A 21,404-nucleotide genomic window follows, 5' to 3' on the forward strand; every position below is an offset into this window, starting at 1 on the left:
ATCAGATGGTGGGTTACGCTTTTGCTAACCCACCCTACGTATATTTGAAGACTTCAACAAGACGATTAATTTAATTGCAACTTAAGAATCCATTTCCGCTAATTCTAACCAACGTTCTGTGGACAAATCAATATTTTTCTTGAGAGTTTCCACCTGTTCATAAAGTTTTTGCACTTCGCTATAATTTCCAGCTACAGTTGCTAACTTCTTTTCTAATGCTGTTTTATCAGCTTCTAATTTGGCAATTTTTCCTTCTAATTCTGCAAATTCCCGTCTTTCCCAATTGGATAATCTGCGGCGTTTTTTAGTCTCTGTAACAGGAGAGACAACCTTTTCTTCGACAATTACAGGTTTTTGTGTTTCTTGTTTTTCTGCTTCCTCAGCTTTTTTATAATCTAAATAAATGGAATAATTTCCTGGATATTGACGTAAACCTCCGCCTTCTTCCAAAGCAAAAATTCTATCTACCGTCCGATCTAAAAAGTAACGATCATGAGAAACTACTATTACACAACCATTAAAATCTTCTAGATAGTCTTCTAATACTGCTAATGTCTGCACATCTAAATCATTAGTCGGTTCATCCAAAATCAACACATTGGGCGCACTAATGAGAATCCGCAATAAATATAAACGGCGTTTTTCTCCCCCAGAAAGTTTATTAATGGGTGCATATTGTTGATTTCCCGGAAACAAAAATCTCTCTAACATTTGGGAAGCGGTGATTTTCGTCCCGTCGGATATTTCAATAAATTCCCCTTCTTCTTTAATATAATCAATCACTCGTTGATTATCATCTACCGCCGTCAATAATTCTTCTGAATGTTGGTTAAAATAACCAATATGAATTGTAGTCCCAATTTCCACACTACCAGAATCTGGTTTAATTTTGGCAGTCATAATATCCATTAAAGTAGATTTTCCTGCACCATTACCACCAATAATGCCAATCCGATCTTCTGGACTAAATTGATATGTAAAATCTTTAATTAGAGTTCTACCATTGTAGCCTTTACTAACATCTTTGAGTTCAATAACCTTCTTACCAATCCGCCTACCAACGGTAGAAATATCAACTTTGCCATTAAGTTGTTTAAACTCAGTATCTCGCAAAGCATGAGCGCGTTCAATTCGGGCTTTTTGTTTGGTACTTCTAGCTTTTGGTCCTTTTTTTAACCATTCTAATTCCCGCCGTAAAATCCCTTGATGTTTCCTTTGAGTGCTAACGGCAGATTCTTCAGCTAAAGCTTTCTTTTCTAAATAATAGGAATAATTACCTGTGTAATTGTAAATATCACCTCGATCAATTTCGATAATTCTATTAGTAACTTTATCTAAAAAATAACGATCATGAGTAATTAATAAAAGTGCGCCGCGATAGCGATTTAAATAACTTTGTAACCATTCTACCGATAAAGCATCAAGATGGTTGGTAGGTTCATCCATTAACAACAAATCTGGTTCTGATATCAAAGCCGCTGCTAAAGCAATCCGCTTGCGATATCCCCCGGATAATGTGCCAACTTTCACATCAAAATCAGCAATTCCTAATTTTGTTAAAATGATTTTGGCGTTGGTTTCTACTTCCCAAGCACCCGTCGCATCCATCCGCTGCATTACACTAGAAAGACGAGACATTAACTGACTATCATCGGGATAATGTGCCAATTTATCAGATAATTCTTCATACTCTCTGACGAGATTCATTTGTTCACCACTGTCAGCAAATACTTGTTCTAAAACAGTGTGATTTTCGTCCATATCTGGTTGTTGGGGTAAATAAACAATTTTTGCCCCAGAATTAACTAAGATTTGCCCACTATCAATTGATTCTAACCGAGCAATCATTTTTAATAGAGTTGATTTCCCAGAACCATTAGTGCCAATTAAACCAACTTTGTCATTAGTATCCAGACTAAAATTAGCATCTTTTAAAAGTTCTTTAATTCCAAAGTCTTTCTTAACTGATTGTAAGGTAACAATGCTCATATTATGCGGTAATTAGTGATTAAGAAGAGGGCGGGCAATGCCCACCCTACAGATGATTGTAAATGAAATCCTAGACAAATAAATCGAGGGGTAAATGTCCATACATCTCGTTAACTCCTCCCTCTTGATAGGACTGGCAAGATACTAACACTCCCCGATGATGCCCAGAATAGGAATCGAGATAACACAAGCCATTTTTGCCATTTAATTTGATATAAACTGGTCCTTCTGGATGTGGTAAATCAGTTGGTGCTTGATAACCCAAAGCGCGAGAATAGGTTTTCATGGCTAAAATTCCCTCTTCGGCTGTATCAGCACAAATACCTAAGATTTGATAATCGGTAAGACTGGTGAGAAAAATTAATGCCTCACGAGTGGGAACTTTTTCTGACGGTTTAAGAATGGGGGCAATATCCAGACAGTTAAATTTGTTGAGTATTTTCTTGGCTTCTGGGAGTGAGAGTTGCTGATGATTGGGAGTAGACATAATATTGATTTGTCTAGTTTTACGTCTGGTTCTGGTTTCGGGAGGGAGATTTGCTCACATTAGTGGCATTTTTAAACAAAATCAAGATTGATATGGCATATTCCCTGAGTTTTAGTAGGAATTTTTGCTGTATTGGTAGTCTTCACTGAAAATTAGCACATCTGGTTGATTGACAAGGTTATTATACCCTGCTGTTTGCTGCTGGGAACAATAATTTTAGCGACAATATTTTCTAATATAATTCCCAAAAGTGAAGTTTGCCAAATTACAAGTTACCAATTTCTCAAAATTATCTCTTCTGTTCCTAAAGGAAGATAACTGTATCTATTGCTTCAATATTGATAATAAATCAACTCAATTATATGGTAGTATTAGCTGCAAGTAATTATTAATTAATGTGGCTATGCCATTTAAATCTCTCCGATTATCAAAAAGGCGTGAACATTCTGTTCGTCCCCTCCAGCGTCTATTTAAATATGGACATCAGTATATTAAACAAATTCGTCTGGCTATTGGTGCTTCTATCCTCAATAAAGTTTTTGACTTAGCACCCCCTGTATTAATTGGGATTGCGGTGGATGTGGTTGTTAAGCAACAAGATTCTATCATTGCCCGGTTAGGTGTAAAAGATATTTATGGGCAATTTCTGATTTTATCCTTGTTGACGGTAATTACTTGGGTGTTGGAGTCATTGTTTGAATATGCCTATAAGTTACTATGGCGCAATTTGGGACAGAATATTCAGCATAATTTAAGGCTAGACGCATATAAGCATTTACAAGAATTAGAATTAGCTTATTTTGAAGAACGCAGTACCGGTGGTTTAATGTCTATTCTCAGTGATGATGTTAACCAATTAGAGCGGTTTTTGGATGTGGGCGCAAATGATATTATCCAAGTCACTACTACTATTATTATTGTGGGGACTGCGTTTTTTATTTTAGCTCCTAGTGTGGCTGGGATGGCAATTTTGCCTATGCCATTTATTCTCTTTGGTTCGATAATTTTTCAGAAATTTCTAGCTCCTCGCTATGCAGAAGTTCGGGAAAAAGTAGGGTTACTAAATGGGAGATTATCTAATAATTTGAGTGGGATTACCACTATTAAAAGTTTTACAGCAGAAGCTTATGAAGCCGCGCGGGTAGAATCAGAAAGTAATGCTTATCGTCAAAGTAATGCTAAGGCGATCGCTTTATCTGCGGGTTATATTCCGATTATTCGGATGTTCATTTTAATCGCTTTTACCATCTTGCTATTATTTGGCGGGATGGCAGCAGTAGAAGGCAGATTGGCTGTAGGTGCTTATAGTTCTTTGGTGTTTTTAGTCCAGCTTTTACTGTGGCCATTAACCAGATTAGGTGATACTTTTGATTTATATCAAAGGGCAATGGCTTCTACTAATCGAGTGATGGATTTGTTGGATACTCCGATGGCAATTCATACCGGAAATATTGATTTACCTGTAGATATGATTCGGGGGGCTTTGGAATTTCAAAATGTGAGTTTTGCTTATCAAAATAGAAATCCAATTATTCACAATTTATCTTTGGAAATTCCCGCAGGAAATACAATTGCAATTGTGGGTTCGACGGGTTCAGGAAAAAGCACTTTGGTTAAACTATTGCTGCGATTTTATGAGGTGCAAAATGGAAAAATTACTTTGGATGGAATTGATTTACAACAATTAAATTTGCGAGATCTACGCCGCGCTATTGGTTTGGTGAGTCAGGATGTGTTTTTATTTCATGGTACAGTGGGAGAAAATATTGCCTATGGGACTTTTACCGCTACCGATGAAGATATTATCATGGCGGCGAAAATAGCCGAAGCTCATGATTTTATTATGAGTTTGCCCCAAGGTTATGAGACAATTGTGGGAGAACGGGGGCAAAAGTTATCTGGGGGACAAAGACAACGGATTGCGATCGCTCGCGCAGTATTAAAAGATCCACCAATTCTCATCCTAGATGAAGCCACATCAGCGGTAGACAATGAAACAGAAGCCGCAATTCAGCGTTCTTTAGAACGAATTACGGTCAATCGGACCACAATAGCGATCGCTCACCGTCTTTCCACCATTCGTAATGCTGATTGCATTTATGTCATGGAACATGGCAAATTAGTCGAAGCCGGAACTCATGAACAACTACTAGAGAAAAATGGCATTTACACCAGTTTATGGCGTGTACAATCTGGGTTAAAATAGCAAAAATAAAATTACAAATTAATCATCATGTTTAGTATTCCTCAACCTGAAACAGCAGAGAACAAATGGCGCGGACAATTAGATAGATTTGTCAAAAACAATCAGTTAGAACTAGCCGCACTTTTTTGGGGATTGTGGTTAGAAAATGGTAATCGTCAGGGAACTATTGGGATTGATTTACAACCAACTCCCCATTTTGTCTATTGTCCCCAAACCGAAATAGAGAAGTTAAATGAGCGAGTTGAAAATCGTCTCCAAGAAATTTTAGGAATTATTGATAATAACCAACCCGAAACAGAAGTAGTGATGATTGGTATTGGTAAAGGAGAAATTAAGTTAATTCAATTTGCCCCCAAATCATCACCAGAAACTTGTTTTCAGGAAATAGGAAAAGATGTAGATGGATTATTGGATTTGCTAGAACAGCGATTAGTTGAGCAAATCAGGGATTGATATAACTTTAGACAAAGATGGTAATAACTTGGTTTAATTAAGAAAAAGAGGTATCACCAGAAAGATGATGATTTTGGCTCAAAGCTTAACTATTGATGCAGTTTTAGTAAACAACTGTATCCAGTTCACAACCTGGGGATTTTCCTCCCTCCTACTCGCAGAAATTGTCAGAGATGCTTATCATGCTTTGTGTCATCAGATAACATGGTTAGCGAAATGGCACAATAAACATCATGCTGTATATCGGCGGGATTTGACTTTAACTTCGCAAAAAGCCTACGTAGATTCCCAGTTGTATCACGATATCGTCGAATCGGGCATATTAGTAACAATATTAACAATAATTGCCTTACTAGCACATCAATGGGGATTATGGTTAGGAGTTGCTTATGCAGTCACGTTTTTATACGGTGCATCTCTGCGATATTTTCAAGGAACAATAGACACAGACTACAATCATTTACCCGGACCATTAGACAAAATTCCTTCCGTTTTCTGGGTAAATAGAACCTATCATTGGCGACATCATTTTGATGATGTTAATGCTTACTATAGTGGTGTTTTTCCCCTAGTGGATAAAATACTAGGAACAGGACTTTCTCTCAAAGGTAAAACCGTAGCCTTAACAGGTGCTTCCGGTGCATTAGGACAAGCATTAGCAGCGGAATTATTAAAGCATAATGCCAAAGTTGTGGCATTAACAACCAATCCTGAAAAAATCGCAATTCAAGAGCGGGTCAAAATTGTAAAATGGGAATTGGGTAATGAAACTCAACTAAAAGAAAGTTTAAATAAAGTTGATATTCTCATTATCAATCATGGCATAAATGTTTATGGAGATCGTACTTCAGCCGCCATTCAAAATTCCTATCAAGTTAACACATTTTCCGCTTTGGAACTGATAGATGTTTTTTCTGCAACTGTCACAGGACCCCAAGACAAAGCCACCAAAGAAATTTGGGTAAATACTTCAGAAGCAGAAGTTTCCCCAGCTTTAAGCCCCTTGTATGAACTAAGCAAAAGAGCATTAGGGGATATTGTCACCCTCAAAAGATTAGATCAAACTTGTGTCATTCGCAAATTAATTTTAGGACCTTTCAAAAGTCAATTAAATCCCTATGGTGTCATGTCAGCAAATCAGGTTGCAAAGGGGATTGTATTTTTTGCAAAACGGGATTTTAGAAATATTATTGTCACAGTAAATCCTTTGACTTATATCCTATTTCCCCTCAAAGAATTTAGTACCTGGTTGTACTATCGGATTTTTAGTAAAGGGGTAAAAAGCAAATAATTATCAAGATAACGTTGCTAAATAAAATCTAACATCTAACAGTCTCCTTTCTCTCCACCTCTGCGTCCTCTGTGCCTCTGTGGTTCGTATCAAATAAGATGACTGATGATTTGTGAAAATGCTATTAGCAACGTTATCCATGATATTGGGAAAGAATAAATATGAAACTAAATATTTAGACATTATGGGTATTGATTCCGTACAAACATCCATGTTAGGCTATGTAGTAACAAGTAACATCTAGTTTATACATTTTGCATCTCACCTTGATTAATCAGGAGTATCAAAAATGCCAGTAGGTTTGCCTGAATTCGTGGAAAACCCGGAAAATCGTTGTCCGGTAATTCTCTTGCTTGATACTTCTGGCTCAATGTCAGGACAACCTATCCAGGAGTTAAATAGAGGTTTGGCGGCTTTCAAGGAAGATGTGATGAAAGATGCTCAAGCTTCTTTAAGTGTAGAAGTGGCTATTGTCACCTTTGGACTCGTGAAACTGACGCAAGATTTTGTCACTATAGACCAGTTTACAGCGCCTAAGCTAGAAACAGAAGGTGCAACACCAATGGGTGAAGCCATAGAATACGCTTTGAATTTATTGGAAACCCGCAAACAGTCTTATAAGGATAACGGTGTACTCTATTATCGTCCTTGGGTATTTTTAATTACAGATGGTGCGCCTACAGATGCTTGGGAGGGTGCAGCGCAAAGGGTGAGGGAAGAAGAAGCACAGCGCCGAATGTTGTTTTTTACTGTTGGTGTTCAGGGTGCAGATATGAATAAACTTAAACAAATTGCACCTCCAGAACGTCCTCCAGTGACGCTGAACGGCTTAGATTTTCGCTCTTTATTTGTTTGGCTTTCCACTTCCATGAAACGGGTTTCTAGTGGCAAAGTAGGGGAAGCTGTGGCATTACCGCCGGTGGGATGGGGGCAAATTACTACTTAGAGGGTGTATAAGCTAGAAGAACCTCTCCCTAACCCTCTCCTATGAGGAGAGGGAACATGAAAGGAAAAGATAAGTGGTGAAACGGGGAGTTTTAAAGCCTCTCCCCTTGTAGGGGAGAGGTTTGGAGAGGGGTTATAAAATCTCATAAAATATACAGGATTTATTTATTGTGGGTTGGAAAGCTATAGCGCGTTCTGCTGTGGGAACGAGTCATCAAGAGCAAAAAATACGTTGTCAAGACTGCGGAAATTATCGCATTTTTAATGATGTGATTGTGGGCGCAGTTGCTGATGGTGCTGGGAGTGCTAAATATTCTCATTTTGGTTCTGAATTGGCGGTATAAACTGTAATTAAATGCTTTGCTGATATTAATGAACTTCCTGATAAACAAGGGTTTTCTCAACCACTTTCGGAAATGGAAGCTAAGGAAGTTTTTACTAAGTTTGTCAAGGATGTTATTACTGCGTTAAATAAAAAAGCAGATAATAATGATTATTCTGTTCATGATTTAGCTTGTACTTTGTTAGTTTTTATAGCGACTCCTGAATGGGTTGCAGTCATGCAAATTGGGGATGGATTTATGGTGGTGAGTTCCCAAGATGCAGAATATCAATTGTTGTTTGAACCAGATAAGGGAGAATTTTTCAACGAAACAACTTTTGTGACTTCAGCTAATGCGCTGGAGGAAATGCAAGTACAGGTAATTTCAGGAAAACAAGAGTTTATTTGTGCTTCTACTGATGGATTAGAAAAAGTGGCAATTCGCTTGAGTGACTGGAAACCTCATCCACCATTTTTTAAACCTTTGGAGGAATATTTGCGAGAAACAGATAAACCAGGAGGAAATGATGATAATTATATTATTGATTTTCTCAATTCTGAAAGGTTAAATTCTCGCACTGATGATGATAAAACTTTGCTTTTGTGTCTCTTCTTCAAAGAGATTTAGTAGCTAAGAACCTCTCCCTAACCCTCTCCTAAGAGGAGACATGAAAAAATGAGTTTTTGTACAGGGAGTTTTGAAGCTTCTCCCCTTGCAGGGGGATTTTCTAAGAACCTCTCCCTAACCCTCTCCTAAGAGGAGAGGGGACATGAAAAAATGAGTTTTTGTACAGGGAGTTTTAAAGCCTCTCCCCTTGCAGGGGAGAGGTTTGGAGAGGGGTCAAAAATTGACTTTGCAACTTTTCAAATACCATTTGATATTTATTTCAACCCATCTAATTAAAATTATATGACAGTTTTTACCTGTGCCATTACGGGAAAATCAATTACTCTGTTGGGTGAAGAGATTGCTAATAGTGGTGAAGCCAAAATTTGGCGAACTAATCAAAATGGTTATTTAGCGAAAATTTACCATTCTCCAACACCTGAACGGGTGCAGAAGTTAGCGGTAATGATAGCAAATCCACCCACAGAACCAAATTCCCATCTTCATCATGTTTCTTTTGCTTGGCCTAAGTCAGTTTTGAAAAATGATCAGGGTGATTTTGTGGGCTTTTTGATGCCAGAAATTAAGGATGGAAAAGAACTTATTGATGTTTATAATCCCCAGCGTCGAAAGCAGTTAAAACTTGAGATTGATTGGCGGTTTCTGCACACAACGGCGCTGAATATTGTTTCAATTATTGAAGCACTGCACGCTGCTGGTTATGTTTTGGGAGATATTAAACCACAAAATATTTTAGTTAATAATCGGGCTTTACCTTCAATTATTGATACAGATTCTTTTCAGGTGAAAAATCCGAAAAATGGTAAAGTTTATCATTGTTTAGTTGGTTCTGAGGGATATACACCACCGGAACTGATTGGAAAAGATTTTGATAGGATTGAGCAAACGGAAGTACATGATAGATTCCGGTTAGGAGTAATTATCTATCAATTATTATTTGGTGGTAATAATCCTTTTCAGGGAAAGTGGACTGGTGCGGGGGAAATTCCAGACATCAATGAACTTATCTGTCAGGGTTTATGGGTTAATGGGTCAACTAATTTAATTGCAGCAGTAGCAAGAACAATTCCCCTGGAGATTGTTCATCCAGAGGTTCAGCAATGTTTTCTGAAATGCTTTAATGATGGGCATAAAAATCCTAATTTCCGCCCTACGGCTAGGAAGTGGTTGGAGGCGTTAAAAGTAGGGAATGATAGGCTAACTATATGTGGCAGGGTAGATAATCATTACTATAGCCGAACTTATGGTAAATGCTATTGGTGCGATCGCTCTACAAATCTTGGTGTTGATATTTTTCCTGGTGTTGTTAAAGCCAAACCGGCTGCTGCTGTGGAATCAACATCACAAACTAACATTTTTGCGGCTACTAACATCCTAGAACTGGTTAAGCAAAAAGGAAAGATAATAACTGTAGTTGGTAAAGTTTTTATTACTAGACATCTTATAAAGCAGAATATAGTATTTATTAACTTTGGTGATGTTTCAAATCTGGTAAACGGTTACAGTTCTTTTACCATTGTTATACTTTCTGAAGGTTTAAAAAATTTATCTAATTATAGAAGTTTAACAGTTAATCAATTAAGTAATTGTGCTGGAAGTTATATCAAAATTACGGGAACTCTTGAACTATATCAAAAAACAGGTCACATTACTCCATAAATTATACTAAAAGATCCAAATCAAATCAGTTTAATTAGTGAAACTGAGGCGAATAAATTGATTGTAGGACATACTAATACAACTAATTCATCTTCAGTTAAGCAGAATCAATCTCAAGTTTCACAAACACCAGTTTATAAACCTCAAAGTCAATCTGTAATAACTCAACCAACAGCAATATCTAGCACTACAAATAATTCATCTTCAGTTCAGCAACCTCAATCTCAGGTTTCGCAAGTTACACAGTCTACAAATTTACCTAATTCTTCCCGTCGTCGTTTTTTGCGAACTGTGGCTTTAGGTTCAATTGTTGGTGGTGTAATTGTGGCAGTAGGAAGCATTATCAAGCGTAGCAATAAACAAGCAAACTACTTTGAAGAAGACTTAGGAAATAGTGTCAAATTACAAATGGTGCAAATACCAGGGGGAAAATTTCTCATGGGTTCACCGGAAAGCGAGGAAGGTAGAGAATCAGATGAGAGTCCCCAACATGAAGTAACTGTTCCTGGATTTTTTATGGGTAGATACGAGGTGACACAAGCACAATATCAAGCCATAATGGGGAGTAACCCTTCTAACTTCAAAGGTGATTCGTTCTGGTTCAACACCAACCAGCGTCCTGTAGAAACAGTAAGTTGGGATGATGCTGTTAAATTCTGTCAAGTATTAAGCCAAAAGACAGGAAAAAACTACAGATTACCTAGTGAAGCAGAATGGGAGTATGCTTGTCGAGCGGGAACAACTACGCCATTTTATTTTGGTGACAATATCAGGAGTATCACCACTGATTTGGTAAATTGTAGAGGTGTAGATGGATATCGGGGAGAAACCACAGATGTAGGAAATTTTCCCCCTAACGCCTTTGGTCTGTATGATATGCATGGGAATGTACGCGAATGGTGTGAAGATGATCAGTATGGAAATTATACAAACACACCTATAGATGGCAGTGCTTGGACAAGTCAAAACGGCAATAGAAAAGTGCTGCGCGGTGGTTCGTGGCTCAACCGTCCTGAGGATTGCCGTTCTGCTTATCGCGGCAACGGCTACTTCGATGAGGACGGCTATCTCTTTAATATCGGTTTTCGGGTTGTGTGTACGGGTGCGGCGAGAAATTGAGTAACTCTTTATACTTTTGCCTTCTTGCTCTTTCCCTTTCTTATGCCCCTGCTGAAGGCGGAAAAATAGTTTTCCAAAAATTCAGAGGTTATTTATTGAGTAAATTACATAACTTAGGAAAAGTTAATGATTTGATTTTTTGAAAAATAAAAATATATTCTCTATCATTCAATAAAACCATAATTTATCAAAAAATATCCTGTAAATCCTTTAATCCTGTAAATCCTGATTCAGACAATTTACTTATTCCCCGACTTCCTTTATAATCAAAATACTAAACAATAGAAATAGCCAAACAGGAGTAAATAGATTATTAACCTATCTTCCGCACCCTCAACTGTCACAATCGGTTTTTACTGTTTTTTATGATGAAATGAGGATGTATTATATACAGAATCTCAATGAATTAACGGATACATGATGCCGACAAGGCATAATTTATATCCAGAAATCAAGAGAAAATCAAGTGATAATACTATGTGACACCCCAGGGTGCGGAATGTGGGTTATTAATAATCAACCTCAACTACTTCCAGGAGAAGGAATTGTAGGCACTTATGGAGACTTAATCAAACAGGGACGTAGAGGTGATAACCTCACACCTCATCATATACCTGCGGATGCTTTTATGAAAGCCAAAGTTCCACTTAATTATACAACAGATCAAGGATATGCCATTATGATGGAACATTTATCACCAGGAAAAGGAGGTCGTCACCGGCAAACAATGTCTTACGGTAAACGCCCTAATTTAAACCTAGCATCCAGAGAAGCATTAGCACAAGAAATTTGGGATGTACGTTGTATTTATCTTCGTCAAGGTTTGTATAATAGAGAAATCAGGGAAAGTTTGCAAACATTAATCAAACGGAATAAATCTACTTGGCCATGGATTTTTGAGAAATAAGGGACAAAACAATGAATCAAAATAATTTATTGGCAACCTTGCAAGAAAATCGCTTAATGCAAACAGAAGAACAAGTTACAAATTTTGAAAATGCTTTATCTGAAATAGCTGAAAATCCTGATGAAAATAATTTATCTGCCTATCATCTCATTTTAGATGATCAATGTCAACAGCCAGAAGTGATGTTTAGCTTAATCCATTTTCTTGAATCTTTTGATATGAAAAAACAAATTACAGCATTTATTCATGTTGTCCCTCAATTAATGATAACTGCACCAGAATGGACGAGAATTATTCACAGCCGGATTTTAAATGATGTATCAGCGTGTGGAGTTTATTGTCACGGTCTAGAATTAATAAAGCGTAAAAACCCTCATCCTTTTATCTATGATCTGTTAGAAGAAAGTGTTATTAATCAAATAAATTATCATATAGAAGGACCTCGTAGTATTTTAGTAGGAGAACCTGCTTCTTTGGCAAGACTACAAGTAAATGAGGTCAAGAAATAAAATGCTAAAAATATTGTGGTTTGGGCATCTTCTCCGTCTTTGTGTACATGGATTCAAGGAAAATATATATGATAATGCTGATATCTTTGCTCAAGCTGAACCGACACAGTACCAAATAGCATTGGATATTTTAAATTCAGCCAAAGAATACTGGGAAGCTAATAATATTCCTCTCAAGTTTTTAGTTATTAACAAATAGGTAAAGTTACTTTTTCACTATTTGGAGATTGTTTGTTGTGGTTGTCAGAATCAGGATAACCAGGATTTAAGGATGTTCAGGATTGTAGTTTGTAGCTTTTCTGTGAATATTTAATGATGATATTTATTGAATAATAAACATATATTCTCTCTCATACAAAAACCATAATTTATCAAAAACATCCTGTTAATCCTCTAATCGGTGGATATTATCTCGACTTCGCTCGATAACCACCTGATTCTGACAAATAATGAAATTTATGCCCCGGCTTCCTAAATTCATGGTATTTTTACTCTGATTATAGTTTTCCATATTTCTTCTAATCTGGCTAAAAATATCCTACATCATGACTAATAATGATATTGTCCGTCAACTAAATGATATAGCCGAACAATTTCATATTTTTGAATGTGTTCCTTGTGCTATAGCTTTGCGTCAATTCCTGATTAATCAGAAAATACCTGGTAGAGAAATTAACTTGTTTACAGGCAGTACAGAAGACCCATTCTGTAATATCTACCATGAAGTTTTACAACAAAATATCTCGATTAACGGTAGACATTATGCTATTGCAATAGAAATTAATGGACAAGAACTAATTTTTGACAACATTCACCCTGAAGGAATTTCTAGGGTAAACTGGATAAATAACTTATATTGCGTTATACAAGATTTAGGTGGAGAATTTCAAATTACTGAAGAGCCATTTTAACCAGAGGAATATCATGTTAGATTTATACGATTTAATCCGCAATATCCAAAAACGTCCAGCTATGTATTTAGGAAAAGCAACCATCGCTAACCTTCGCACATTTATAGCTGGTTACAGTTTTGCCCGTCGTCAAATTCAAATACCTCAAACTGTACAAGAACAAGAATTTTCAAATTTTCAAACTTGGATACAACAAAAATATAATGTTGCTTATAATCAAACGTGGGATCAAATTATTTTGTTTTTCTCCAAAGATGAAAATACTGCTTTTGAGGAATTTTTTCAATTATTTAATGAATTTACACAAACAAATTCTGTATCTAAACAGCAAGAAAATATAAAAGTCAGTTCGGGAAGTATTGTGTAATCGTTATTCTTTCTAAGAATAAGGTACAAAACAATGAATCCAAATAATTTATTGGCAACCTTGCAAGAAAATCGCTTAATGCAAACAGAAGAACAATTTACAAATTTTGAAAATGCTTTAGCTGAAATAGCTGAAAATCCTGATGAAAATAATTTATCTGCCTATCATCTAATTTTAGATGATCAATGTCAACAGCCAGAAGTGATGTTTAGCTTAATTCATTTTCTGGAATCTTTTGATATGGAAAAACAAATTACAGCATTTATTTATGTTGTACCTCAATTAATGATAACTGCACAAGAATGGACAAGAATTATTCACAATCGGATTTTAAATGATGAATCAGCGTGTCAAGTTTATCAAAATCTATTACATTCAGCTAATTTAAAAACTGCCCATTTTCTCTATCATCTTTTGGAAGAAAGTATCATAAATAAATTACAAGTTCGAGAAAGCGTATTATTGTGATTGTCAGAATCAGGATAACCAGGATTTTAGGATGTACAGGATTGCAATTTATAGATTTTCTGTGAATATTTAATGATGATATTTATTGAATAATAAACATATATTCTCTCTCGTACAAAAACCATAAGTTATCAAAAACATCCTGAAAATCCTCTAATCGGTGGATATCCTGATTCAGACAATTTACTTATTCTCTGACTTCCTTAATAAAGCCACAAAACCAGCTTGAACAAAATGAATATCAGCCGTTACTGCATAAATTAACCCCTGATTTTTCATAACAACAAATGAGATACAATCTGTTAAACCCCAATTTTTATCTTGACGACTGTGATAAAGTTCCAGCGCACGCATAAGCAGCGATGAATCTACACTAACAACTTTGATATTTTCTGTTTGATAACACTGATTAATAAACTGAACTGATGCTGTACGGTTCACTGCACTTAAAGCATTACCAACTTCTATTAAAATGGCTTCTGTTACCCATACTTCAACGGCATTTTTCACCCTTGGTAATAATGCTTTTGCTTGAGTATGGTATTGATCATTCTTGTTTAATAGAGCCTGAATAAATACCGTATCTAAAAATAGTCTTTCCTGATTCATTCTCTGATCTCATTGTCATGTTTAGGAGTACCATATAAATAGTAATTATGTTGATTTGACCAATCACTTGGTGCTTCAATAGTTCCTGTTAATGCCTCTAGCACGTCCCAAGCATTACCTTCAGCTTCTATATCTTCTATTATTTCACCAAAAAGAGGATTATCCTTGTGCATTACTGCAAATTTCAGCCAAGGATGTTCTGTTTTATCTGGTTCAATTTCTAAAGTTACTATTTCTGGTTTTCGTGCTTGAAAAAGCTGAATAAGATTATTTAATGCTTCCTCTTTATTCGCACCTAAACCTTGACATTCTGGTAAACTTAATAATGTCGCTTTCACAGTGCCATCTTCTTGGTTTTCAATTAACACATCATAAGTTAACTTGGGTGCAATTGTGGAAAGAGCATTTTTAACAGCTAAAATCATGATATTTTTACTCTTCTAACTCTGAATTAATTATAACACAATACTTGAACAAAGTTAAAATTATCATCTACATGATTTTAAGATTTATAGATTTTTATTAACAATCGTCCATTTTATATTTTATCATCCTGTAAATCCTCTAATCCTGGACATTATCTTGACTTCGCTCGATAACCACCTGATTCAGACTATTTTGCTAACCTATTTCCTCACCATAAATCTATGAATCATAAAGTTTTTTATCTTGATGGTAAAAAAATCAATAGCAAACAAACATTTTTAAAACAAGCTGCTGAAGCAATGGAATTTCCTTCATACTTCGGCGCTAACTGGGATGCTTTTGATGAATGTATCACCGATTTAACATGGTGTCCGGCTCAAAGATATGTGATATTATATGATCATGCTGATATCTTTGCTCAAGCTGAACCGACACAGTACCAAATAGCATTGGATATTTTAAATTCAGCCAAAGAATACTGGGAAGCTAATAATATTCCTCTCAAGTTTTTAGTTATTAACAAATAGGTAAAGTTACATTTTCACTATTTGGAGATTGTTTGTTGTGGTTGTCAGAATCAGGATTACCAGGATTTAAGGATGTACAGGATTTGATTGACTTTTTACCTGATGAAAATAAATATAATATTCCATCATTCCCAATAGTCGGTTTAAACCGACTTTAGCTTTTAGACAGGGAATTTATTCCCTGGCTTCCTATTTGGAGATTGTTTGTTGTGGTTGTCAGAATCAGGATTGCCAGGATTTAAGGATGTACAGGATTTGATGGACTTTTTACCTGATGAAGATAAATGTAATATTCCATCATTCCCAATAGTCGGTTTAAACCGACTTGAGCTTTTAGACAGGGAATTTATTCCCTGGCTTCCTATTTGGAGATTGTTTGTGGTGGTTGTCTGATAGCGTAGCGTGGCGCAAGCCATATCAGGATTACCAGGATTTAAGGATGTACAGGATTGTTATTTATAGATTTTCTGTAAATATTTAATGATTATAAATTATGATTTAGAGGAAAATATATTTTCTATCATTCACAAAAACCTATATTTTCTAAAAAACATCCTGTTAATCCTCTAATCCTGGATATCCTGATTCAGACAAATAACATCCTGTTAATCCTTTAATCTTAGATATCCTGATTCAGACATTAAACTTTTAACAAATTTATGTTAAAATAATTAATTAAGCACCATTAAGAGATTTTTCAATTATGCAAGTAACAATTGATTTACCAGATAAATTAACAACGAAAATCATCAATCAATGGGGTAATTTACCAGAAAAAATCCTGAATAATCTTGTATTAGAAGCCTTTCGAGAAAGATTAATTGATTTTGATGAACTAAAAGATTTACTAAACTTTCCTTCTGACACTGAACTCAAAAGATTTTTAATCCAAAATAATATTCTCCATTCCGCAGGTTTACTTAATTTATATGGTGCTTGTGCTGATATTGATTTTGCAACGGATGATGATTTAATTGAGGTTATTAATGAAAAATGATTCTTTAATTTATTTACTAGATACGAATGTTTGTATCATGTATCTCAAGGGTAAATCTCTCAGCATTAATCATCATCTTGATAATTTAGAACCTGAAAAAATTGCGGTTTGTTCTGTAGTCAAAGCTGAATTATTTTATGGTTCTATGCGTAGTAATAATCCTCAAAAAGCTATAGCTGTACAAAAAATATTCATAGAACAATTTGTTTCTTTACCTTTTGATGATGAATGTGCAGAAAATTATGGCAAAATTCGCGCTGATTTAGCAAATTCTGGAACTCCTATTAGTTCAAATGATATACAAATTGCTTCTATTGCTTTAGTGAATAATCTAATTTTAGTTACTCACAATGTCAGGGAATTTAAACGAGTTAAAGGGTTACAAATTGAAGATTGGGAAATTGTCTGATAGTGTAGCAGAAGCTATATAAAGTTACTTTTTCACTACTTGGAGATGACATTTTTATTTTTTATCATCCTGTTAATCCTCTAATCCTGGGTATCCTGATTCAGACATTTTTAACTAATACTCCAATCTTCCAAACGCAAATTAGGCACTTTTTCAAAATCCTTCCAATTACGAGTTACTAAAATTCCATTAACTGATAATGTAATTGCAGCAATGCGTAAATCTTGAGTACCAACGCGGATTTTCTGCTTAACTAATTTAGTGTAAATATTACCAGCAGCTTCGCTAAATTCCAGTAAATTCACACTTTGTAAAAAATCTAAATTATTCTGAAAATTTGCATAAGCTAATACTAATTTATCCGATGATGAGGCATTTCTAATAACATTAAACCTACCACGCAATTGTTCTTCAGCAGTAATTATAGTTATGGCAATTTCTTCAAATTTGACACTATTAACACACTGTACAATCAATGGATTTCTGTGTTGAAAGAGAGAAACGTGATCTGTATCAAGTACCCATAAACTCATTTTATATGCTCCTGATTTTCAATTTCTTGGTAATATTCCTCCATTTCTGCATCTAATTCACGACGATATTCTGCTATATATTCCTGCACTTCATCAAAATGTGGATCATCCTCAAACATTCCCGCAAATTTCAGCCAAGGATGTTCTGTTTTAGCTGGTTCAATTTCTAAAGTTACTATTTCTGGTTTTCGGGCTTGAACAAGTTGAATCAGATTATTTAATGCTTCCTCTTTAGTCGCACCAAAACCTTGACATTCTGGTAAACTTAATAATGTCGCTTTCACAGTACCATCTGCTTGATTTTCAATCAACACATCATAAGTTAACTTGGGTGCAATTGTGGAAAGAGCATTTTTAACAGCTAAAATCATGATATTTTTACTCTTCTAACTCTGAATTGATTATAACATAATACTTGAAAATAGTTAAAATTATCATCTACATGATTTTAAGATTTATAGAATTTTATTAGCGATCGCCCATTTTATATTTTATCATCCTGTAAATCCTTTAATCTTGGATATCCTGATTCAGACAATTTTGCTAACATATTTCTTCACCACAAATTTATGAATCATAAAGTTTTTTATCTTGATGGTAAAAAAATTAATAGCAAACAAACATTTTTAAAACAAGCTGCTGAAGCAATGGAATTTCCTACATACTTCGGCGCTAACTGGGATGCTTTTGATAAATGTAATATTCAATCATTCCCAATAGTCGGTTTAAACCGACTTGAGCTTTTAGACAGGGAATTAATTCCCTGGCTTCTTATTTGGAGATTGTTTGTTGTGGTTGTCTGATAGCGTAGCGTGGCGCAAGCCATATCAGGATAAACAGGATTTTACGATGTACAGGATTGTTATTTATAGATTTTCTGTGAATATTTAATGATTATAAATTATAATTTAGAGAAAAATATATTTTCTATCATTCACAAAAACCTATATTTCCTAAAAAACATCCTGTTAATCCTCTAATCGGTGGATATCCTGATATGGCTTGCGCCACGCTATGTTATCAGACAATTTACTTATTTTCTAACCTCCTAGTAACATTAGGAAATTTTCAGCGAAATAAAAATATTTTCATGATTGACTTGAGAAAAATCACACATCGCGCTAGTCTTCATAGCGTCAACCCGTGAAACTCAAACCATGACAAACCACCCCCAAATACCCCCCTGTACCTGGAAACGTCCCATTGGCTTAGGCTGGGAGAAACCCTACACCGTCCGTTATCCTAGTAATATTGATGATGGTCCCTGGCACGGAATGCCTCTTGGTGGCTTTGGTGCAGGGTGTATAGGACGTTCTTCACGGGGAGACTTTAACCTGTGGCACATTGACGGAGGAGAACATACTTTCAAAACCGTTCCCGCTTGTCAATTTAGTATTTTTGAATCTGGACAAGCTTACGCTTTATCTACCCAACCTCCAGAAGATCATACACTGCAATCTTGGCAATGGTATCCACCTTCTCCCCTCTCTGCGGATGGTTTGGGGTCAGGTACATATCATGCACTTTATCCCCGCAGTTGGTTTGTTTATGAAAATGTCTTAAAAACTCAATTAACTTGTGAGCAATTTTCGCCAATTTGGGCAGATAATTATCAAGAAGCAAGTTATCCGGTTGCGGTTTTTTTGTGGAAAGCGCACAACCCTACAAATACACCAATTACTATTAGCATTATGCTAACTTGGGAAAATATGGTGGGTTGGTTTACCAATACTTTGAAATCTCCCGAAGTTAGAGTTAGAGATGATGGCAGTCCAGTTTATGAATATCTACCACGTTGGGGAGAAAGTCAAGGAAATTATAATTGTTTAGCAGAAGATCATCAATATTTTGGTTGCGTTTTAGGTCAAGTTTCTAATAGTCGAACTGTTCAAGAAGGAGATGGAACTTGGTGTATTGCGACTACTAAAAATCCCCAAGTGGAAATATTTCATCATTCCCGATTTAATCCTGTGGGTAATGGTGAAGATGTTTGGCAAAGTTTCTCTGCAAATGGTTCTTTACCTAATTATCTAGATGAAACTCCCGCAGATGAAAATACTCGTTTAGGTGCAGCAATTGCGGTGCGTTTTACTTTGCAACCTGGGGAAAGTTTGGACGTTCCTTTTGTATTAAGTTGGGATTTCCCCGTTACGGAATTTGCAGCGGGGGTGAACTATTACCGCAGATATACAGACTTTTTTGGTTGTAATGGTGAGAATGCTTGGCAGATTGCCACTACTGCTCTTAAAGAATATCAGAATTGGCGATCGCTCATCGAAAATTGGCAAAACCCCATTTTAGAAAAATCAGATTTACCTGACTGGTTCAAAATGGCTTTATTTAACGAACTCTACGACTTGACCAGCGGCGGAACTCTCTGGAGTGCGTCCTCGGAAATTGATCCCATTGGTCAATTTGCCGTGTTAGAATGTTTAGATTACCGTTGGTACGAAAGTCTTGATGTGCGGTTATACGGTTCTTTTGGATTATTGATGTTATTCCCAGAATTGGAAAAGTCGGTAATTCGCGCCTTTGCTAGAGCAATTCCCCAAAGTGATGACAGAACTAGAATTATCGGTTATTATCTGACTATCAAATCGGAAAGTCCTAACGCAGTTCGGAAAATTGCCGGTGCGACACCCCACGATTTAGGCGCACCCAATGAACACGTTTGGGAAAAAACCAATTATACTAGTTATCAAGATTGCAACCTGTGGAAAGATTTAGGTTGTGACTTTGTTTTGCAGGTATATCGAGATTTTCTGTTTACCGGTGCAAATGATATCCAGTTTTTAGCAGATTGTTGGGATGCTATTGTCCAAACTCTCGATTATGTGAAAACTTTTGATCTCGATGGTGACAGTATACCAGAAAATTCTGGCGCACCTGACCAAACTTTCGATGATTGGCGCTTGCAAGGTGTCAGCGCTTATTGTGGTGGTTTGTGGTTATCTGCTTTGGAAGCTGCTATTGCTATTTCTAAGATTTTAACGAACCGCAGAGGCGCAGAGGACGCAGAGGTGGAGGTGCAAGGGTCTATTTATCAAGGTTGGTTAAGTCAATCGAAGCCAATTTATCAGGAGAAGCTTTGGAATGGTGAGTATTACCGTTTGGATAGTGACAGTGGTTCTGATGTAGTTATGGCTGACCAATTGTGTGGGCAATTTTACGCTCGCCTATTGAGTTTACCAGATATTGTGCCGAGCGATCGCGCTTTGTCTGCCTTAACAAAAGTATATGATTCCTGTTTTCTCAAGTTTCAAAATGGTGAATTTGGCGCTGCTAATGGTGTTCTTCCCAATGGTTTACCCGAAAATCCCAATTCTACTCATCCTTTGGAAGTTTGGACGGGAATCAATTTTGGTCTAGCAGCTTTCCTGGTGCAAATGAACATGAAAAATGAGGCAATGCGGTTAACTGAGGCTGTGGTGAGGCAAATTTACGACAATGGTTTGCAATTTCGCACCCCGGAAGCAATCACCGCTAATGGCACTTTCCGCGCTAGTACCTATCTCCGCGCTATGGCTATTTGGGGAATTTATTTACTAATTCCTTAAATCCAAAGTTCTTTATATCCCCGACTTCTCTAAGAAGTCGGGGATATTGTTATTCTTGTTATTCAATTTTATTTTCCTGTTGTTT

24 protein-coding genes and 2 pseudogenes are annotated in these 21,404 nt (G+C 36.1%); 20 read left to right on the plus strand and 6 right to left on the minus strand.

What is annotated here, in order from left to right; all coding sequences use genetic code 11:
* Positions 1–81: 81 nt before the first annotated feature.
* Positions 82–1,989, minus strand: coding sequence for an ABC-F family ATP-binding cassette domain-containing protein (locus HEQ36_RS06790; RefSeq protein ID WP_168635559.1), 1,908 nt, complete (start codon positions 1,987–1,989; stop codon positions 82–84).
* A gap of 70 nt (positions 1,990–2,059) precedes the next feature.
* Positions 2,060–2,476 carry a DUF1824 family protein gene (locus tag HEQ36_RS06795; protein WP_027404618.1) on the minus strand — a complete coding sequence of 139 codons (417 nt, stop codon included), beginning with the start codon at positions 2,474–2,476 and terminating at the stop codon, positions 2,060–2,062.
* A gap of 403 nt (positions 2,477–2,879) precedes the next feature.
* On the opposite strand from HEQ36_RS06795, the gene HEQ36_RS06800 reads away from it, so the two are divergent.
* The 14 genes and pseudogenes from HEQ36_RS06800 to HEQ36_RS06865 all read left to right on the plus strand — a co-directional run bounded on the left by HEQ36_RS06800 (position 2,880) and on the right by HEQ36_RS06865 (position 14,261).
* Positions 2,880–4,682, plus strand: coding sequence for an ABC transporter ATP-binding protein (locus tag HEQ36_RS06800; RefSeq protein ID WP_205748466.1), 1,803 nt, complete (start codon positions 2,880–2,882; stop codon positions 4,680–4,682).
* 27 nt (positions 4,683–4,709) lie between these two features.
* Complete coding sequence (locus HEQ36_RS06805) at positions 4,710–5,135, plus strand: hypothetical protein (protein ID WP_168635560.1); 426 nt, start codon at positions 4,710–4,712, stop codon at positions 5,133–5,135.
* Between the two features lie 67 nt (positions 5,136–5,202).
* Positions 5,203–6,426 (plus strand): bifunctional sterol desaturase/short chain dehydrogenase, encoded by a 1,224-nt coding sequence (locus tag HEQ36_RS06810; RefSeq protein ID WP_168635713.1) that lies wholly within the window; start codon positions 5,203–5,205, stop codon positions 6,424–6,426.
* Positions 6,427–6,544: 118 nt separating this feature from the next.
* Complete coding sequence (locus tag HEQ36_RS06815) at positions 6,545–6,670, plus strand: hypothetical protein (RefSeq protein ID WP_257720880.1); 126 nt, start codon at positions 6,545–6,547, stop codon at positions 6,668–6,670.
* Between the two features lie 45 nt (positions 6,671–6,715).
* The gene (locus tag HEQ36_RS06820) at positions 6,716–7,372 is read left to right on the plus strand and encodes a VWA domain-containing protein (RefSeq protein WP_168635561.1); all 657 of its coding nucleotides are present in this window, start codon (positions 6,716–6,718) and stop codon (positions 7,370–7,372) included.
* Positions 7,373–7,571: 199 nt separating this feature from the next.
* Positions 7,572–8,321 (plus strand): annotated as a pseudogene (locus tag HEQ36_RS06825) (PP2C family serine/threonine-protein phosphatase).
* Positions 8,322–8,603: 282 nt separating this feature from the next.
* Entirely contained in the window at positions 8,604–9,980 is a 1,377-nt protein-coding gene (locus HEQ36_RS06830) for a helix-hairpin-helix domain-containing protein (protein WP_233455430.1), read from the plus strand.
* A gap of 333 nt (positions 9,981–10,313) precedes the next feature.
* Positions 10,314–11,099: pseudogene (locus HEQ36_RS06835) on the plus strand (formylglycine-generating enzyme family protein); the annotation flags it as partial.
* Positions 11,100–11,598: 499 nt separating this feature from the next.
* Positions 11,599–12,006, plus strand: a complete 408-nt coding sequence (locus HEQ36_RS06840) for a hypothetical protein (protein ID WP_233455431.1) — start codon at positions 11,599–11,601, stop codon at positions 12,004–12,006.
* Positions 12,007–12,017: 11 nt separating this feature from the next.
* Positions 12,018–12,515, plus strand: coding sequence for an Imm30 family immunity protein (locus HEQ36_RS06845; protein WP_168635562.1), 498 nt, complete (start codon positions 12,018–12,020; stop codon positions 12,513–12,515).
* A 1-nt stretch (position 12,516) separates the two neighbouring features.
* On the plus strand, positions 12,517–12,714 hold the full coding sequence (locus HEQ36_RS06850) for a hypothetical protein (RefSeq protein ID WP_168635563.1): 198 nt from the start codon (positions 12,517–12,519) through the stop codon (positions 12,712–12,714).
* 346 nt (positions 12,715–13,060) lie between these two features.
* Positions 13,061–13,426: a papain fold toxin domain-containing protein gene (locus HEQ36_RS06855; RefSeq protein WP_053540416.1), complete on the plus strand. Its 366-nt coding sequence runs from the start codon at positions 13,061–13,063 to the stop codon at positions 13,424–13,426.
* Between the two features lie 13 nt (positions 13,427–13,439).
* Positions 13,440–13,793, plus strand: a complete 354-nt coding sequence (locus tag HEQ36_RS06860) for a hypothetical protein (protein WP_053540417.1) — start codon at positions 13,440–13,442, stop codon at positions 13,791–13,793.
* A 33-nt stretch (positions 13,794–13,826) separates the two neighbouring features.
* Positions 13,827–14,261 (plus strand): Imm30 family immunity protein, encoded by a 435-nt coding sequence (locus HEQ36_RS06865; RefSeq protein ID WP_053540418.1) that lies wholly within the window; start codon positions 13,827–13,829, stop codon positions 14,259–14,261.
* Positions 14,262–14,444: 183 nt separating this feature from the next.
* Here HEQ36_RS06865 and HEQ36_RS06870 read toward each other — a convergent pair whose 3' ends face one another.
* Positions 14,445–14,870, minus strand: a complete 426-nt coding sequence (locus tag HEQ36_RS06870) for a PIN domain-containing protein (RefSeq protein WP_053540419.1) — start codon at positions 14,868–14,870, stop codon at positions 14,445–14,447.
* Positions 14,867–15,295, minus strand: coding sequence for a type II toxin-antitoxin system HicB family antitoxin (locus HEQ36_RS06875; protein WP_168635564.1), 429 nt, complete (start codon positions 15,293–15,295; stop codon positions 14,867–14,869). The genes HEQ36_RS06870 and HEQ36_RS06875 overlap by 4 nt, the downstream gene beginning before the upstream one ends.
* Before the next feature lie 222 nt (positions 15,296–15,517).
* Between HEQ36_RS06875 and HEQ36_RS06880 the strand changes: the two genes are divergently transcribed.
* From HEQ36_RS06880 to HEQ36_RS06895, 4 genes are all read left to right on the plus strand, one after another.
* Positions 15,518–15,823: a barstar family protein gene (locus tag HEQ36_RS06880; protein WP_081424288.1), complete on the plus strand. Its 306-nt coding sequence runs from the start codon at positions 15,518–15,520 to the stop codon at positions 15,821–15,823.
* A 204-nt stretch (positions 15,824–16,027) separates the two neighbouring features.
* The gene (locus HEQ36_RS06885; protein ID WP_205748467.1) at positions 16,028–16,216 is read left to right on the plus strand and encodes a hypothetical protein; all 189 of its coding nucleotides are present in this window, start codon (positions 16,028–16,030) and stop codon (positions 16,214–16,216) included.
* Between the two features lie 310 nt (positions 16,217–16,526).
* Positions 16,527–16,820, plus strand: a complete 294-nt coding sequence (locus tag HEQ36_RS06890; RefSeq protein ID WP_053540422.1) for a hypothetical protein — start codon at positions 16,527–16,529, stop codon at positions 16,818–16,820.
* On the plus strand, positions 16,810–17,229 hold the full coding sequence (locus tag HEQ36_RS06895; protein ID WP_015083562.1) for a type II toxin-antitoxin system VapC family toxin: 420 nt from the start codon (positions 16,810–16,812) through the stop codon (positions 17,227–17,229). Before HEQ36_RS06890 ends, HEQ36_RS06895 begins: the two co-directional genes overlap by 11 nt.
* Positions 17,230–17,339: 110 nt before the next feature.
* Here HEQ36_RS06895 and HEQ36_RS06900 read toward each other — a convergent pair whose 3' ends face one another.
* Together HEQ36_RS06900 and HEQ36_RS06905 are read right to left on the minus strand one after the other, a co-directional pair.
* Positions 17,340–17,762: a type II toxin-antitoxin system VapC family toxin gene (locus HEQ36_RS06900; protein ID WP_053540423.1), complete on the minus strand. Its 423-nt coding sequence runs from the start codon at positions 17,760–17,762 to the stop codon at positions 17,340–17,342.
* Positions 17,759–18,133 carry a hypothetical protein gene (locus tag HEQ36_RS06905; RefSeq protein WP_168635565.1) on the minus strand — a complete coding sequence of 125 codons (375 nt, stop codon included), beginning with the start codon at positions 18,131–18,133 and terminating at the stop codon, positions 17,759–17,761. The genes HEQ36_RS06900 and HEQ36_RS06905 overlap by 4 nt, the downstream gene beginning before the upstream one ends.
* A 198-nt stretch (positions 18,134–18,331) precedes the next feature.
* Between HEQ36_RS06905 and HEQ36_RS06910 the strand changes: the two genes are divergently transcribed.
* Together HEQ36_RS06910 and HEQ36_RS06915 are read left to right on the plus strand one after the other, a co-directional pair.
* Positions 18,332–18,565, plus strand: coding sequence for a barstar family protein (locus tag HEQ36_RS06910; protein ID WP_168635566.1), 234 nt, complete (start codon positions 18,332–18,334; stop codon positions 18,563–18,565).
* Between the two features lie 354 nt (positions 18,566–18,919).
* A complete protein-coding gene (locus HEQ36_RS06915; protein ID WP_168635567.1) occupies positions 18,920–21,319 on the plus strand; it encodes a GH116 family glycosyl hydrolase in 2,400 nt (799 codons plus the stop codon).
* Positions 21,320–21,404: the final 85 nt, after the last annotated feature.

Origin of the sequence: Anabaena sp. 54 (genome assembly GCF_017355725.1) — a bacterium.
Lineage (GTDB): Bacteria > Cyanobacteriota > Cyanobacteriia > Cyanobacteriales > Nostocaceae > Dolichospermum > Dolichospermum heterosporum.

Coding starts and splice junctions, on each gene's coding strand:
- HEQ36_RS06810 (WP_168635713.1), top strand. CDS start 5,203: ATGATTTTGGCTCAAAGCTTAACTATTGATGCAGTTTTAGTAAACAAC.
- HEQ36_RS06910 (WP_168635566.1), top strand. CDS start 18,332: ATGAATCATAAAGTTTTTTATCTTGATGGTAAAAAAATTAATAGCAAA.
- HEQ36_RS06855 (WP_053540416.1), top strand. CDS start 13,061: ATGACTAATAATGATATTGTCCGTCAACTAAATGATATAGCCGAACAA.
- HEQ36_RS06875 (WP_168635564.1), bottom strand. CDS start 15,295: ATGATTTTAGCTGTTAAAAATGCTCTTTCCACAATTGCACCCAAGTTA.
- HEQ36_RS06905 (WP_168635565.1), bottom strand. CDS start 18,133: ATGATTTTAGCTGTTAAAAATGCTCTTTCCACAATTGCACCCAAGTTA.
- HEQ36_RS06795 (WP_027404618.1), bottom strand. CDS start 2,476: ATGTCTACTCCCAATCATCAGCAACTCTCACTCCCAGAAGCCAAGAAA.
- HEQ36_RS06900 (WP_053540423.1), bottom strand. CDS start 17,762: ATGAGTTTATGGGTACTTGATACAGATCACGTTTCTCTCTTTCAACAC.
- HEQ36_RS06800 (WP_205748466.1), top strand. CDS start 2,880: ATGCCATTTAAATCTCTCCGATTATCAAAAAGGCGTGAACATTCTGTT.
- HEQ36_RS06840 (WP_233455431.1), top strand. CDS start 11,599: ATGTGGGTTATTAATAATCAACCTCAACTACTTCCAGGAGAAGGAATT.
- HEQ36_RS06830 (WP_233455430.1), top strand. CDS start 8,604: ATGACAGTTTTTACCTGTGCCATTACGGGAAAATCAATTACTCTGTTG.
- HEQ36_RS06915 (WP_168635567.1), top strand. CDS start 18,920: ATGACAAACCACCCCCAAATACCCCCCTGTACCTGGAAACGTCCCATT.
- HEQ36_RS06865 (WP_053540418.1), top strand. CDS start 13,827: ATGAATCCAAATAATTTATTGGCAACCTTGCAAGAAAATCGCTTAATG.
- HEQ36_RS06820 (WP_168635561.1), top strand. CDS start 6,716: ATGCCAGTAGGTTTGCCTGAATTCGTGGAAAACCCGGAAAATCGTTGT.
- HEQ36_RS06860 (WP_053540417.1), top strand. CDS start 13,440: ATGTTAGATTTATACGATTTAATCCGCAATATCCAAAAACGTCCAGCT.
- HEQ36_RS06850 (WP_168635563.1), top strand. CDS start 12,517: ATGCTAAAAATATTGTGGTTTGGGCATCTTCTCCGTCTTTGTGTACAT.
- HEQ36_RS06870 (WP_053540419.1), bottom strand. CDS start 14,870: ATGAATCAGGAAAGACTATTTTTAGATACGGTATTTATTCAGGCTCTA.
- HEQ36_RS06895 (WP_015083562.1), top strand. CDS start 16,810: ATGAAAAATGATTCTTTAATTTATTTACTAGATACGAATGTTTGTATC.
- HEQ36_RS06880 (WP_081424288.1), top strand. CDS start 15,518: ATGAATCATAAAGTTTTTTATCTTGATGGTAAAAAAATCAATAGCAAA.
- HEQ36_RS06845 (WP_168635562.1), top strand. CDS start 12,018: ATGAATCAAAATAATTTATTGGCAACCTTGCAAGAAAATCGCTTAATG.
- HEQ36_RS06790 (WP_168635559.1), bottom strand. CDS start 1,989: ATGAGCATTGTTACCTTACAATCAGTTAAGAAAGACTTTGGAATTAAA.
- HEQ36_RS06805 (WP_168635560.1), top strand. CDS start 4,710: ATGTTTAGTATTCCTCAACCTGAAACAGCAGAGAACAAATGGCGCGGA.
- HEQ36_RS06815 (WP_257720880.1), top strand. CDS start 6,545: ATGCTATTAGCAACGTTATCCATGATATTGGGAAAGAATAAATATGAA.
- HEQ36_RS06890 (WP_053540422.1), top strand. CDS start 16,527: ATGCAAGTAACAATTGATTTACCAGATAAATTAACAACGAAAATCATC.